Genomic DNA, 12,383 nt, shown 5'->3' with positions numbered 1-12,383 from the left:
GTTGTAAAAGCCAAAAACCAGGCTGCCGACTCATCAGTCACTCGCTGAACAAGGTAACCACCGAAACTTAACTCAAACTGAATGAACCGCTCTAGATCGCGGGTTTCAGTGATATCAAAACGCGACTATTCCTACAGGCATGGTGCATTCTTCCTTTTCAGTCTACAACAATGCCATCTGTCTGCCCGGTGGACAGAACGCTGTGCAATCCAGATTGAAGCCTTCTCGCCGATTCAGTCCCAGGCGTTTGATCGCCTTGTTGAAGCGCTGGGCCAGCAGGTCGGCAAACGGCCCCTCGCCCCGCATGCGTACGCCGAACCGACTGTCGTACACCTCACCACCGCGCACCTGGCGCACCAGGCTCATCACATGGGCCGCACGCTGCGGATAATGCGCTGCCAGCCACTCCTCAAACAGCGGCGCCACCTCCAGCGGCAGTCGCAACATCATGTACGCCGCACTCTGCGCACCGGCGGCATGGGCTTCGGTGAGCAGGCTTTCCAGCTCGCTGTCGTTGATCATCGGGATCATCGGTGAGCACAACACACCCACCGGGATGCCCGCCTCGCGCATCGCCCGGATGGCCCGCAACCGTGCCTTGGGCGCCGCTGTGCGCGGTTCCAGGATGCGTTTGAGTTCATCATCCAGGCTGGTAAGGCTGATCATCACCGCCACAAGGCGTTGCCTGGCCAGCTCCGCCAGCAGGTCCAGGTCGCGCAGGATCAGAGAGCCCTTGGTAATGATGGTCACCGGATGCCGATAGCGCAGCAGCACTTCGAGGGTTTGCCGGGTGATCTTGTACTCACGCTCGATAGGCTGGTACGGGTCGGTGTTGGAGCCCAGATTGATCGGCGCACACACATAGCCCGGCTTCGACAGTTGCTGCTCCAGCACGTCGGCCGCGTTGCTCTTGGCGATCAGCCTGGTTTCGAAATCCAGCCCCGGCGACATATCCCAATAGGCGTGGCTGGGCCGTGCATAGCAGTAGATACAGCCATGCTCGCAGCCACGGTAGGGGTTGATGGAGCGGTCGAACGGCAGGTCCGGAGAGTTGTTGCGGGTGATGATGGTCTTGGCCGTCTCGATGCGTACTTCGGTGCCCTGGGTCGGCGGCACTTCCTGGTACCAGCCGTCGTCCTCGGCCACGCTGATGGTGGGCGCAAAGCGGTTATGCAGGTTGGTGGCCGTGCCCCGACCACGGGGCGGCAGCGGAGTAGACATGAAGGCGCCTCGATACTGTTTTTATATACAGTATCGAGGCGCGAGGTTCCTGACCAGTGCCGTTGGGCGGTCAGTGCTTTTGTGTGACCTGCCCCAGGTCATCGCCCGAGGTGGTGCGCAAGTCGTTCTTGCGCAGGTCGGCCACGTCACTGGCTTTCACCGGGGCGCCCTGGTTACCCCAACTGCCACGGATGAAACTGACCACATCCGCCACTTCCTGGTCCGACAGGCGCCAGGCGAACGCCGGCATGGTAAAGGTCGACGGCGCCGTGTGAGTGGCCGGCAACGTGCCGCCGTTCAACACGATGTTGATCAACGACGTGGCATCCGCCGTCTGCAACACCGGGTTGCCCGCCAACGCCGGGAATACCCGCGTATAGCCATGGCCATCGGTACGGTGGCAGGCCGCGCAGTTGTCGATATACACCGACGCGCCGGGCTTGCTGTCATCGCCTTTCCACAGCGCCTCGGCCACCTGCTTGTCATACTGGTGCGGCTGGTCTTTTGGGTCCACCGCCGGCAGGCTCTTGAGGTAACGGGCTATAGCGGTCAGGTCGTCTTGCGACATGTACTGCATGCTATGCACGACCACATCGCTCATACCGCCAAATACCGCGCTGCGGTCACTGCGACCGGTCTTGAGGAATTGCACCAGTTGCTCCTCGCTCCAACTGCCGAGACCGTCCTTGTGGTCGCCGCGCAGGCTCTTGGCGATCCAGCCTTCCAGTGGCGCACTGCCGGACAGGAAGGCCTTGCCGTCAGTCGCGCTCAGGGCTTTTTCCTGCATGGTCAGAGCGCGTGGTGTATGGCACGCGCCGCAGTGGCCAAGGCCTTCCACCAGGTAAGCGCCGCGGCTGATCACTGGGTCCGCGCTCGCCACGGCCGGTTTATCCGCCACCTCAGGGGCAAACATCCAGCGCCACGCCGCCAACGGCCAACGCATGCTCAGCGGCCACGGAATGTCGCTGGCCTTGTTCTCCTGGGCGACCGGTTCCACGCCCTGCATGAAGTACGCATACAACGCCTGCATGTCGCTTTCGCTGACGCGCGCATAAGACGGGTAGGGCATCGCCGGGTAAAGCGTACTACCACTCTTGGCGACGCCGTGACGCACGGCCTTGTCGAAGTCCTCGAAACTGTAGTCGCCCAGACCGGTCTTGTCCGGGGTTATGTTGGTGGAATAGATCACACCGATGGGGGTTTCCATCGGTAGGCCACCGGCGAACGGTTTGCCGCCCTTGGCGGTGTGGCAGGCCACGCAGTCGCCGGCGCGCGCCAGGTATTCGCCCTGCTTGATCAGGTCGGTTTCGGCGGCACTGATGGAGCAGCTGCTGAGCAGGGCAAACGTCGCGATAACAAATGCTTTCATGGTCATCGCTCCTTATGCCTGAACCAGTGGGCCGGGGTTTTTCAGGTACTGCTCGCGGATCGCGCGAGCCGACCAGTAGGTCAATGCCGCCACCAGGCCGGTAGGGTTGTAGCCCAAGCCCTGTGGGAAAGCAGATGCACCCGGAACAAACACGTTGTGTACATCCCAGCATTGCAGATAGCGGTTCAACGCACTGGTCTTCGGGTCGGTGCCCATGATCGCGCCACCGTTGAGGTGGGTGGTCTGGTAGGACGCGGTGTTGAAGTGCTCACCGACTTTTTTGCCGAGCACGGCAATCGCCTTGGGGTTCATCGCTTCGGCGACCTTGCCCATTTTCTCGACCATGAAGCGGTTCATCTTGATGTCGTTTTCCTGCCAGTCGAACGTCATGCGCAGCAACGGCAGGCCGTAGGCATCGCGGTAGACCGGGTCCAGATCGAGGTAGTTACCCCGGTAGGATTGATGGGCACCATGAGCGTCCATCGACACCTGGTGGGTGTAGTAATCGGCGGTGGCGCGCTTCCACGCGCTGCCCCAGGCCGGGGTGCCGGGCGGGTTGGACGTACCGGCAATCGGGCGGCTGCCCGCCTGGTTGACCCACATCGGCGAGCCCCCGACAAAGCCGTGAGGGCCGTGGTCGAAGTTGTCGGCGTTGAAGTCATCGATGGCCACGCCATTGCCGCCAGCACCGATAAAGTTGTTGGTGTGGGTGTCCTTGTCGAAGAACGCCTTGATGGTGGCCATGTTCTGATAGGCAAAGTTCTTGCCCACCACACCCTCATTGGTAATCGGGTCGTAAGGTTTGCCGATGCCCGACAGCAGCATCAGCCGCACGTTGTGGAACTGGAACGCGCCGAGGATCACCAGGTCTGCCGGTTGTTCGCACTCTCGGCCTTGGGCGTCGATGTAGGTCACGCCGGTAGCCTTGCTCTTGGTGCTGTCCAGATTGACCTTGAGCACGTGGGAGTTAGGCCGCAGCTCGAAATTCGGCACCTGGCGCAGCGCCGGCAGGATGTTCACGTTCGGCGAGGCCTTGGAGTACATGTAGCACACGTAACCGCTGCAAAAACCGCAGAAGTTGCATGGGCCCATCTGCGCGCCATAGGGGTTGGTGTAAGGCCCCGAGGTATTGGCTGACGGCAGGTTGTAGGGCTTATACCCGACGCTGGCGGCCGCTTTCTGAAACAGCTGTGCAGAGACTGTGTTCTTTTGCGCCTCCAGCGGAAACGGGTTGGAACGATCCGGCGCATAAGGGTTGCCGCCACGGCCTTCGCCCACCAACTGACCTTTCACGGTCCAGGCCTGGCCTGAGGTGCCGAAGACTTTTTCTGCATAGTCGAAAAACGGCTCCAGTTCTTCGTAGCTCACACCGAAGTCCTGGATGGTCATGTCCTTGGGAATAAAGTGCTTGCCGTAACGTTCTTCGTAATGGCTGCGCATGCGCAGTTCAATCGGATCGACACGGAAATGCACACCCGACCAGTGCAGGCCCGCACCGCCCACGCCGTTACCCGGCAAAAACGCGCCGAGCTGACGGTTAGGCAAGGCAACGTCATTCACACTATGGCGAATCGTCACCGTCTCCTTGGAGATGTCCTGGAAGAGTTTTTTACGCACGCTGTAGGTCAGTTCGTCGATGACCTGGGGATAGTTGCCGTCCGGGTAAGTGTCCTGCATCGGCCCGCGCTCCAGCGCCAGCACGTTGAGGCCTGCTTCCGTCAGCTCCTTGGCCATGATCGCGCCGGTCCAGCCGAAGCCGACAATCACCGCATCCACTTTCTTCATGATGGTCGCCACGTTTATGCCCTCTCGCCGCGGATGGAAACTGCCGGGAAGGGGTACTGCTCGTTGCGTTCCACCCAATCCATGAAGTCGGCGCGGGCGCCGGGGAAGCCGATCATGGTCCAGCCGACCATGCCTTTGTTGCCACCATGAATCGGGTCGCAGAAGAACCCCTCCTTGGTGTTTTGCAGCAGCAAATTGAAGAACATCTTCGGCGGCACCGCGTCGAAATGTGCCGTGACTTCACTGCCGCCCGCCTCCAGGCGCCGCAACATATCGTCTCGGGTAGCGCTGTCTTGCGCAGCAAAAGCTTTGCCGTTGAACGCCTTCGACCAAGCATCCGTCGCGGCGATACCCAGGCGATATATCTCCTTGGGCACCAACTTGCTCTGCCAGCCCATCTCTGGAGCGGCGTCGGCGTTGAATGGGCCTTGCATGAACCACAGCGCGCCACTGGCATACGGTGTGTTCATCTGACGGTCGATGTACTCCGGCACGCCGGCTTCCAGGGCACCGGGGCCTTGGGCATCGGCCGGGATCAAACGCTCGACGGCAGCATTGATAAACGCCCATTCCTCGGCAGTGAAATAGCTTGGCTCGTAGGCTTTCTCGCTGGCTACAGGCTTAGCCGGCGCGGCCTCGACGGGCGCAGGCGTCGCCATCAGCATCGAACCGCCAAGGCCGGTGCTGGCAACCGTGACCACCGGGATCAAGGTCAAGGATTTGCGTAGAAAGTCACGCCGGGGGTTGTCTTGATCTTGATCAGACATGGTGGCACCTCATCATGTGGTCACGGGGTTGTCAGCCGCTTCTAGGGAGTGGCTTGGCGTTGTCCGGCGGCAAATTGGATCCAGGCGATCCAAGGAGATAGAGCGCAGCCGCAAACAATAGTTACAAATGATAGCAGCCTAAGCATCGAGAGAATCGCTTCAACGACTAAAGATTAAGGATTCACGATTCTTTGACGGACACCTCACACCTCCTTGACCCGCTGTGACTGACTCTGGGCGCTATCAGCCCATTCCCTATACGGTTACGTCGCCCATGCACAAGCATCATTGGTTGCCGGCCTTTGGACTGGCGTTTATCGCACTGTTCACCACTTTTGCGCATGCCGATGACGCTACGTCCCTTCGTTCTCCCGAATGGGCCCAGCCAGTGGGCGACCGCTACAACCTGCATCAAATGACGCCCACGCTCTATCGCAGCGCACTGCCGGATAGCAATGCAGCGCCGTTGCTGGAACAGCTCAAGATCGGCACCGTGATCAACTTCCTGCCCGAGCCCGATAGCAACTGGCTGAAAGCTCCGGGCATTCGTCAGGTTCAGTTGAGTTATCGCACGAACCATGTGGATGACTCTGACGTGCTGGCGGCACTGAGGGCGATCAAGGAAGCGGAAGCTGACGGCCCGGTGCTGATGCACTGCAAGCACGGCTCTGATCGCACCGGCCTGATGGCGGCGATGTATCGCGTGGTGATCCAGGGATGGAGCAAGGAGGATGCGTTGAACGAGATGACCTTGGGCGGTTTCGGCACCAGTAACGGCTTCAAGGACGGCGTTCGCTACATGATGAGGGCCGATATCGACAAGTTGCGCACAGCCTTGGCGAATGGCGATTGCAGCACCAGCGCCTTTGCCCTGTGCTCAATGAACAGCTGGCTGAACCCGGCGAGCGAGGATCACGAGCCCGCCGAGGAAAAAACCGCACTGCTGGTTACCCCCTGAGACGCACTCCCAGGGGGTAGACGAGTCAGTCTTTCTTCAGCTTCGGGTTAGGGAAAAACTGCACCGCCTGCACCTTCGGATCCGGCGCTTTCAAGGCCGATGTATTGACCCGCGTGCCCAATTCCTTGGGTACCGACAGACCTTGATCATTCAGGGTATCGGTATACCCGCAGGCCACGCATTCGCGATGCGGCACGCTGTCCTCGGTCCACATCTTCAACTTGTCCGGCTCGCTGCACGCCGGGCACACCGCCCCGGCGATAAATTGCTTTTTGGTAATCACAGGCCCTTCACTCATGCTGCTGCGTCCTCACTCAGGCCGCTGTGGCGCAAGAGTGCGTCAATCGACGGGGCGCGTCCGCGGAAGTCGACGAACAGCACCATCGGCGCCTGGGAACCGCCACGCGCCAGGATCGCCTCACGGAAGGCACGACCGGTCTCGGCGTTGAGCACGCCATCTTCTTCGAATTTGGAGAAGGCATCCGCCGACAGCACTTCGGCCCATTTGTAGCTGTAGTAACCCGCGGCATAACCGCCGGCAAAGATGTGCGCAAAGCTGTTGGGGAAACGGTTGTAGGCCGGAGGACGCATCACCGACACCTCATCGCGCACGCCTTCGAGCACCTGGGCCACGCTGCGGCCATCGCCATGGGTGGCATGCAACTCGAAGTCGAACAGCGAGAACTCCAACTGGCGCACCATCATCAGGCCGGATTGGAAATTCTTCGCCGCGAGCATTTTTTCCAGCAGGTCCTGGGGCAGTGGCTCGCCGCTTTCATAGTGGCCGGAGATCAGCGCCAGGCCTTCCGGCTCCCAGCACCAGTTCTCCATGAACTGGCTCGGCAATTCCACCGCATCCCACGCCACGCCATTGATACCGGACACACCGGCATGCTCGACGCGGGTCAGCAGGTGATGCAGGCCATGGCCGAATTCGTGGAACAGGGTGGTCACTTCATCGTGGGTCAGCAGGGCAGGCTTGCCGCTGTCGGCCGGGGTGAAGTTGCACACCAGGTTCGCCACCGGGCTTTGCAGCACGCCGTCGATGGTGCGGCGGCGGTCGCGTGCGCCGTCCATCCAGGCACCGCCACGCTTATTGGCGCGGGCGTACAGGTCGAAGAAGAAGCGACCGACGTGCTGGCCGTTTTCCTTGATTTCAAACAGGCGAACATCCGGGTGCCAGGTGTCGAAGCCTTTTTGCTCGGCAATCTCGATGCCGTACAAACGCTGCACAATGGCGAACAGGCCGCCCAGCACCTTGTCGATCGGGAAGTAGGCGCGCAGGGCTTCCTGGGACACGCTGTAGCGCTGCTCACGCAGCTTTTCGCCGTAGAAACCGCTGTCCCAGCTTTGCAGGTCGGCGCAGCCTTGTTCGGCGGCGTAGGCCTTGAGCTGTTGCAGGTCCTGGGCAGCGAACGGCTTGCTGCGCTTGGCCAGGTCCCGCAGGAAGCTCAGCACCTGATCGCTGGACTCGGCCATCTTGGTGGCCAGGCTCAGCTCGGAGAATGAGGCGTAACCCAAAAGCTTGGCCAGTTCCTGACGCAGGTCGAGGATCTGTTCCATCACCGGGCCGTTATCGTTCTGGCCAGCATTCGGGCCTTGGTCTGACGCACGGGTGCAGTAGGCCGCGTAGATTTCTTCACGCAGGGCGCGGTCCTGGGCGTAGGTCATGACCGCGTAGTAGCTTGGAAACTCCAGGGTGATCAGCCAGCCGTCGAGGCCTTTGGCCTGCGCGGCAGCGGCCATCTGCGCCTTGGCCGAATCGGTCAGGCCGGCGAGGGTGGCTTCCTCGGTGACGTGCTTGGTCCACGCCTGGGTGGCGTCCAGCAGTTGGTTGGAGAATTTGCTGCCCAGCTCGGAAAGCTTGCTCTGCACTTCGGCGTAACGTTTTTGCTGCTCAGGCGGCAAGTCGATACCCGAGAGGCGGAAGTCGCGCAGGGAGTGTTCAAGGATGGTTTTTTGCGCCACGTCGAAACCGGCGGCTTCCGGGCTGTTGGCCAGGGCTTCGAAGGCTTGGAACAGCGCGCGGTTCTGGCCCATCTCGGTGGAATAGGCGCTCAATGCCGGCAGGCACGCCTCGTAGGCTTCGCGCAGCTCGGCGCTGTTGCATACGGCATTGAGATGGCTGACCGGGCTCCAGGCGGCGCCCAGGCGATCATTCAGTTCGTCCATGGCCAGCACCAGGCCGGCCCATGTCGGATTTTTACCCTGGCTTTGCAGGATGCCTTCGATGGCAACACGGTTGTCGGCGAGGATCTGTTCGATGGCCGGCTGCACGTGCTCGGCACGGATCGCCGAGAACGGCGGCAGGTCGTAGGACTGCAGAAGAGGGTTGTTCGCGCTCACGGTTGGCACCTTGGCTGAAGAAACATGTAAGAACAAAGATGGGGCCATCTTAATTACAATCAACGTCCACCGCAGCTATCAGCACATAAGAGAGAGGCTATCGTGACCCTTCGCACCTATCAGAACCACACGCCAACCCTGGGCGCCGGGGCTTTTGTCGATATTTCGGCGGTGGTGATCGGCGATGTCGAAATCGGCACCGACAGCTCGGTCTGGCCGCTGACCGTGATTCGCGGCGACATGCACCGCATCCGTATCGGCGCGCGCACCAGCGTGCAGGACGGCTGCGTGCTGCACATCACCCACGCAGGCCCTTTCAATCCGGACGGTTTTCCCTTGCTGATCGGCGATGACGTGACCATCGCACACAAAGTCATGCTGCACGGCTGCACGGTGGGCAACCGGATTTTGATCGGCATGGGCAGCATCGTGATGGACGGCGCCGTGGTGGAGGACGACGTCATCATCGGCGCCGGCAGCCTGGTGCCTCCGGGCAAGAAGCTCGACAGCGGTTTTTTGTATGTCGGCAGCCCGGTTAAACAAATCCGCCCGCTGACTGACAAGGAACGCGCCTTTTTCACCTACAGCGCCGCGAACTACGTGAAGCTCAAAGACCTGCACCTGGCTGAAGGATTCGACCAATGACCCTCCATTACCAAACCGTGCTGTTCGACCTGGATGGCACCCTCACCGACCCGCGCGAGGGCATCACCCGCTCGATCCAGTACGCCCTTGGCAAATTGGGCATCGACGAACCCGACCTGACCCGACTCGAACACTTCATCGGCCCGCCATTGCTGCAAGCCTTCATGCAGTTCTACGACTTCGATGAGGCCAAGGCCTGGGAGGCGGTGAATTTCTACCGCGAGCGCTTCAAAGTCACCGGACTGTATGAAAACCGCGTATTCGACGGCGTGATGCCGCTGCTTGAAGACCTGGGCAAACAGGGCCGCCAGTTGTACGTCGCCACATCCAAGCCCTGGGTGTTTGCCCGCGAGATCGCGCGGCATTTCGATTTTGCCAGGCACTTCAAAGTGATCTACGGCAGCGAACTGGACGGGACACGCACCAACAAGGTCGAGTTGATTGCGCATTTGATCGGCGAAGAAGGCCTGGACCCGGCCACCACCTTGATGATTGGTGATCGTAAGCACGACCTGATCGGGGCGCGTAGCAATGGGCTGGATTCGGCGGCCGTCGGTTATGGGTTTGGTAGTTTCGAAGAGTTGAATGCTGAGGCGCCGACCTGGCACTTTGAGACGCTGGCGCAGATGCATCAGGCGTTTTTGCAGCGGCCCTGAGACCGCCATCGGGGGCAAGCCCCCGATGAGGCCCTACGGATCAACCCCTTCCAACTGCCTCAACGCAGCCTTGCGCTGCACCACCGGCAACTCGCCCATCTTCTCCACCGCCGCGTAGAACTTCGGCCAATCCCCACCTTCCTGCCTGAATAACGCCGCAAACGCCGGCACCCACCGGTCATACAGCCCGAACGGCAACAACCGCGCATTGTTCATCGGCAGGTTCATCCAGGCGTCATAACGCTTGTCTCCACCCCATTGGCTATCGCGCATCTGCCGGTACGCACGACGCAAATCCTCGAATTCGGCCGCCTTGGCCTGGCGCATCGCCTCGGCAGCCAGCGGTTGCGCGTAGAGTTTTTCCAGGCGCTGACGTGTATCGAGGATCAGTTGGGTAAATTGGTCCCGCTGTTGCCGCGTCGAGTTGCCAAGCGGCGCCAGGCCCTGGGCCGCGCGCCACTGGCGGGTGCCTTCCTGCTCGACGAAGCTGGCAAACGACTCGTTGAATTCGGTGTCGTCCTTCACGTAGAACCGCTGGTGCGCCAGCTCATGGAAGATCAGCGTGGCCAGGCGTTCGTCACCCCAGTTCATCATCGAATTCATGATCGGGTCGTTGAACCAACCCAAGGTTGAATAGGCCTCCACGCCGCCAATCGACACGTCCATGCCTTGCTGGCGCAACAACGCCGCTTCACCGCGCGCCGCGCCCTGGCGGTAATAGCCGCGATAGGCCACGCAACCGGCAATGGGGAAGCAATGGGTTTGAGGCGCCAGGGAAAATTCCTGCGTAGCGAAGACATTCCAGACTACATAAGGTCGGCCAATATCGGCATACAGCCGGTAACTTTGGTTGTCAGGCAGATGCAGGTGTTCGCTGGCGAAGGTTCGAGCTTTTTGTGATTGAGCCAGATGATCACGCAGCAACTGCGGCCTTGATGGATCGGCGATGACCTCGGCAACCGGCTCCCGAGCCCGCAACAGCTGCCACTGGCCGTCCGCCAATTGGCTGTAGTAACTGACGCTGGAGCAACCACTGAGCAGCACAACCATCAACCCTGGAAGAAAACGCCTGACCATGCACCTACCGCTCCTGGGTGATTTGTTCGCCAGACTATCGCGCCTGAAGGGGATTTTTCCACGGCGTGGCGTGTTTATACTCAGAGCTCTCCTCGCGTTGAGTACCTGCCATGCGCCAGCTCCTGCTTCCCGTCGTCGCCCTGTTCCTCAGCGCCTGCGCTTCGACCCCCCTGCCGCCGGTCGACCCACATCAGGCCTGGGTCGATTTTGCTACGCCGACGCCGGGAGCCAAGCTGGTGATGGCGCAGCGCCTGGATGGTAAGAATCTGCCGGACGGACGCTACTTCCAGGTGCCACCGGGCAGTCACGAGCTGATGGTGCGCTTTGATTTCGAGGTGCCGACCGGCGGCAGCCTCAATGGCTTTGGGCAAACCGCCGACCGCACCTGTTTCATCACCCTGCAGTACGACCATTTCGAGGCTGGCCAACGCTATCGCCTGGAAGGGCGCTCATTGGCCTTCACGCCGAATATCCGGCTGTATAACGCCGCTCGCCAATTGCTGGCAGAAGAACGCAGCGTCAACTGTCTCTGATCAGTCGTTGTTCTTCTGATAGATGATGGCTTTGGTACCGTTCTCACAGCTGCCGACGACCATGGCGACGTCGTGCTTGTCAGCTTCTTCCTTACTCACAATTTCCAAGGTGTAGGACGGAACGGCGTTCGCCTGGATCTTGACCTCAATCTCTTTCCTGAGCTCTTCGCAGTCTTTTGGTGCGGCCACAGCCGATGTGGCCAACACACCGCAGATGATCGCCAAGGCAAAACGTTTCATGTGTGAAGCTCCCTGAATGCATGCGCACGGATGTGCGCCTAAGGCTGCATAAGCTATAGGACCACATTCGGGAAACACGAGTTCTGATTTAACGCAGAACAAAATGTGGGAGGGGGCTTGCTCCCGATAGCGGTGCATCAGTCAACATCTCGGTTACTGATAGACCGCTATCGGGAGCAAGCCCCCTCCCACAGTGGACCTGCAGTGTCAGCTGACCAGCGTGGCATCCAGGCTGATCTTGGCATTCAGCACCTTGGACACCGGGCACCCTTCCTTGGCCTTCTTGCTCAATTCATCGAACTGCGCCTGGCTGGCGCCTGGGATCTTGGCCTTTAGCACCAAGTGCACGGCGGTGATCGCGAAGCCACCCTCGACCTGGTCGAGGGTCACTTCGGCCTGGGTGTCGATGCTGTCAGCCTTGAGCCCGGCGTCGCCCAGAATCATGGAAAAGGCCATGGAGAAACAGCCGGCGTGGGCCGCGCCGATCAATTCTTCGGGGTTGGTGCCCTTGCCGCCTTCGAAACGGGCCTTGAAGCCGTAGGGTGCTTCGCGCAGCACGCCGGTTTCGGTGGAAATGGAGCCCAGGCCAGTCTTCAGATCACCTTCCCAATGCGCGGATGCCTTTTTAACGATACTCATAGCTTTCTCCTCGAACGGTGGTTTTGCGTCGGTAAGGTTCTGAGGATAGACGCCAAGGCAAAGTTCATTTGTAAGAGAAACCTAGCGATTAAGTAGGAAATTTCATTGCCGCTATTGAATCTCGGGTATATGCCCTCATTGCATAGA

The 12,383-nt window shown here is 60.3% G+C and carries 13 protein-coding genes; 4 read left to right on the top strand and 9 right to left on the bottom strand.

Annotated features, from left to right (window positions below; translation table 11 throughout):
* Window positions 1-162: 162 nt before the first annotated feature.
* The 4 genes from ACHPFG_RS01160 to ACHPFG_RS01145 form a co-directional block, all read right to left on the bottom strand.
* Complete coding sequence (locus ACHPFG_RS01160) at window positions 163-1,221, bottom strand: PA0069 family radical SAM protein (RefSeq protein WP_431701378.1); 1,059 nt, start codon at window positions 1,219-1,221, stop codon at window positions 163-165.
* 70 nt (window positions 1,222-1,291) lie between these two features.
* On the bottom strand, window positions 1,292-2,590 hold the full coding sequence (locus ACHPFG_RS01155; RefSeq protein WP_431701377.1) for a c-type cytochrome: 1,299 nt from the start codon (window positions 2,588-2,590) through the stop codon (window positions 1,292-1,294).
* Between the two features lie 12 nt (window positions 2,591-2,602).
* A complete protein-coding gene (locus ACHPFG_RS01150) occupies window positions 2,603-4,387 on the bottom strand; it encodes a GMC family oxidoreductase (protein ID WP_431701376.1) in 1,785 nt (594 codons plus the stop codon).
* A 2-nt stretch (window positions 4,388-4,389) separates the two neighbouring features.
* A complete protein-coding gene (locus ACHPFG_RS01145; protein ID WP_431701375.1) occupies window positions 4,390-5,142 on the bottom strand; it encodes a gluconate 2-dehydrogenase subunit 3 family protein in 753 nt (250 codons plus the stop codon).
* A gap of 274 nt (window positions 5,143-5,416) precedes the next feature.
* Here ACHPFG_RS01145 and ACHPFG_RS01140 point away from each other — a divergent pair, with 274 nt between their 5' ends.
* Window positions 5,417-6,100: a tyrosine-protein phosphatase gene (locus ACHPFG_RS01140; RefSeq protein WP_431701374.1), complete on the top strand. Its 684-nt coding sequence runs from the start codon at window positions 5,417-5,419 to the stop codon at window positions 6,098-6,100.
* A 25-nt stretch (window positions 6,101-6,125) separates the two neighbouring features.
* Here ACHPFG_RS01140 and ACHPFG_RS01135 read toward each other — a convergent pair whose 3' ends face one another.
* The gene (locus ACHPFG_RS01135) at window positions 6,126-6,398 is read right to left on the bottom strand and encodes a YheV family putative zinc ribbon protein (RefSeq protein WP_027608125.1); all 273 of its coding nucleotides are present in this window, start codon (window positions 6,396-6,398) and stop codon (window positions 6,126-6,128) included.
* Window positions 6,395-8,494, bottom strand: a complete 2,100-nt coding sequence (gene prlC, locus ACHPFG_RS01130) for an oligopeptidase A (RefSeq protein ID WP_174556988.1) — start codon at window positions 8,492-8,494, stop codon at window positions 6,395-6,397. The genes ACHPFG_RS01135 and prlC overlap by 4 nt, the downstream gene beginning before the upstream one ends.
* Before the next feature lie 54 nt (window positions 8,495-8,548).
* Here prlC and ACHPFG_RS01125 point away from each other — a divergent pair, with 54 nt between their 5' ends.
* Window positions 8,549-9,091, top strand: coding sequence for a gamma carbonic anhydrase family protein (locus ACHPFG_RS01125; protein ID WP_027608127.1), 543 nt, complete (start codon window positions 8,549-8,551; stop codon window positions 9,089-9,091).
* The gene (locus ACHPFG_RS01120; RefSeq protein WP_431701373.1) at window positions 9,088-9,747 is read left to right on the top strand and encodes an HAD family hydrolase; all 660 of its coding nucleotides are present in this window, start codon (window positions 9,088-9,090) and stop codon (window positions 9,745-9,747) included. The genes ACHPFG_RS01125 and ACHPFG_RS01120 overlap by 4 nt, the downstream gene beginning before the upstream one ends.
* 33 nt (window positions 9,748-9,780) lie before the next feature.
* Here the strand turns inward: ACHPFG_RS01120 and ACHPFG_RS01115 are convergent, their stop codons facing one another.
* Window positions 9,781-10,824, bottom strand: coding sequence for an aminopeptidase (locus ACHPFG_RS01115; protein ID WP_431701372.1), 1,044 nt, complete (start codon window positions 10,822-10,824; stop codon window positions 9,781-9,783).
* 110 nt (window positions 10,825-10,934) lie between these two features.
* On the opposite strand from ACHPFG_RS01115, the gene ACHPFG_RS01110 reads away from it, so the two are divergent.
* Window positions 10,935-11,357, top strand: coding sequence for a hypothetical protein (locus ACHPFG_RS01110; protein WP_145338361.1), 423 nt, complete (start codon window positions 10,935-10,937; stop codon window positions 11,355-11,357).
* Here ACHPFG_RS01110 and ACHPFG_RS01105 read toward each other — a convergent pair whose 3' ends face one another.
* The gene (locus tag ACHPFG_RS01105) at window positions 11,358-11,597 is read right to left on the bottom strand and encodes a DUF1161 domain-containing protein (RefSeq protein ID WP_017734725.1); all 240 of its coding nucleotides are present in this window, start codon (window positions 11,595-11,597) and stop codon (window positions 11,358-11,360) included.
* 207 nt (window positions 11,598-11,804) lie between these two features.
* Window positions 11,805-12,236, bottom strand: a complete 432-nt coding sequence (locus ACHPFG_RS01100; protein WP_141156381.1) for an OsmC family protein — start codon at window positions 12,234-12,236, stop codon at window positions 11,805-11,807.
* Window positions 12,237-12,383 lie beyond the last annotated feature (147 nt).

Source organism: Pseudomonas sp. BR20 (assembly GCF_050780135.1).
In the GTDB taxonomy this organism is placed as follows: Bacteria; Pseudomonadota; Gammaproteobacteria; order Pseudomonadales; family Pseudomonadaceae; genus Aquipseudomonas.
This window is presented reverse-complemented; position numbering and strand designations above follow the sequence as displayed.

What these genes read in the sequence shown, in the direction of transcription:
- ACHPFG_RS01105 (WP_017734725.1), bottom strand. Translation starts at nt 11,597, where the DNA reads ATGAAACGTTTTGCCTTGGCGATCATCTGCGGTGTGTTGGCCACATCG.
- prlC (WP_174556988.1), bottom strand. Translation starts at nt 8,494, where the DNA reads ATGGCCCCATCTTTGTTCTTACATGTTTCTTCAGCCAAGGTGCCAACC.
- ACHPFG_RS01145 (WP_431701375.1), bottom strand. Translation starts at nt 5,142, where the DNA reads ATGTCTGATCAAGATCAAGACAACCCCCGGCGTGACTTTCTACGCAAA.
- ACHPFG_RS01100 (WP_141156381.1), bottom strand. Translation starts at nt 12,236, where the DNA reads ATGAGTATCGTTAAAAAGGCATCCGCGCATTGGGAAGGTGATCTGAAG.
- ACHPFG_RS01160 (WP_431701378.1), bottom strand. Translation starts at nt 1,221, where the DNA reads ATGTCTACTCCGCTGCCGCCCCGTGGTCGGGGCACGGCCACCAACCTG.
- ACHPFG_RS01135 (WP_027608125.1), bottom strand. Translation starts at nt 6,398, where the DNA reads ATGAGTGAAGGGCCTGTGATTACCAAAAAGCAATTTATCGCCGGGGCG.
- ACHPFG_RS01120 (WP_431701373.1), top strand. Translation starts at nt 9,088, where the DNA reads ATGACCCTCCATTACCAAACCGTGCTGTTCGACCTGGATGGCACCCTC.
- ACHPFG_RS01155 (WP_431701377.1), bottom strand. Translation starts at nt 2,590, where the DNA reads ATGAAAGCATTTGTTATCGCGACGTTTGCCCTGCTCAGCAGCTGCTCC.
- ACHPFG_RS01140 (WP_431701374.1), top strand. Translation starts at nt 5,417, where the DNA reads ATGCACAAGCATCATTGGTTGCCGGCCTTTGGACTGGCGTTTATCGCA.
- ACHPFG_RS01115 (WP_431701372.1), bottom strand. Translation starts at nt 10,824, where the DNA reads ATGGTCAGGCGTTTTCTTCCAGGGTTGATGGTTGTGCTGCTCAGTGGT.
- ACHPFG_RS01110 (WP_145338361.1), top strand. Translation starts at nt 10,935, where the DNA reads ATGCGCCAGCTCCTGCTTCCCGTCGTCGCCCTGTTCCTCAGCGCCTGC.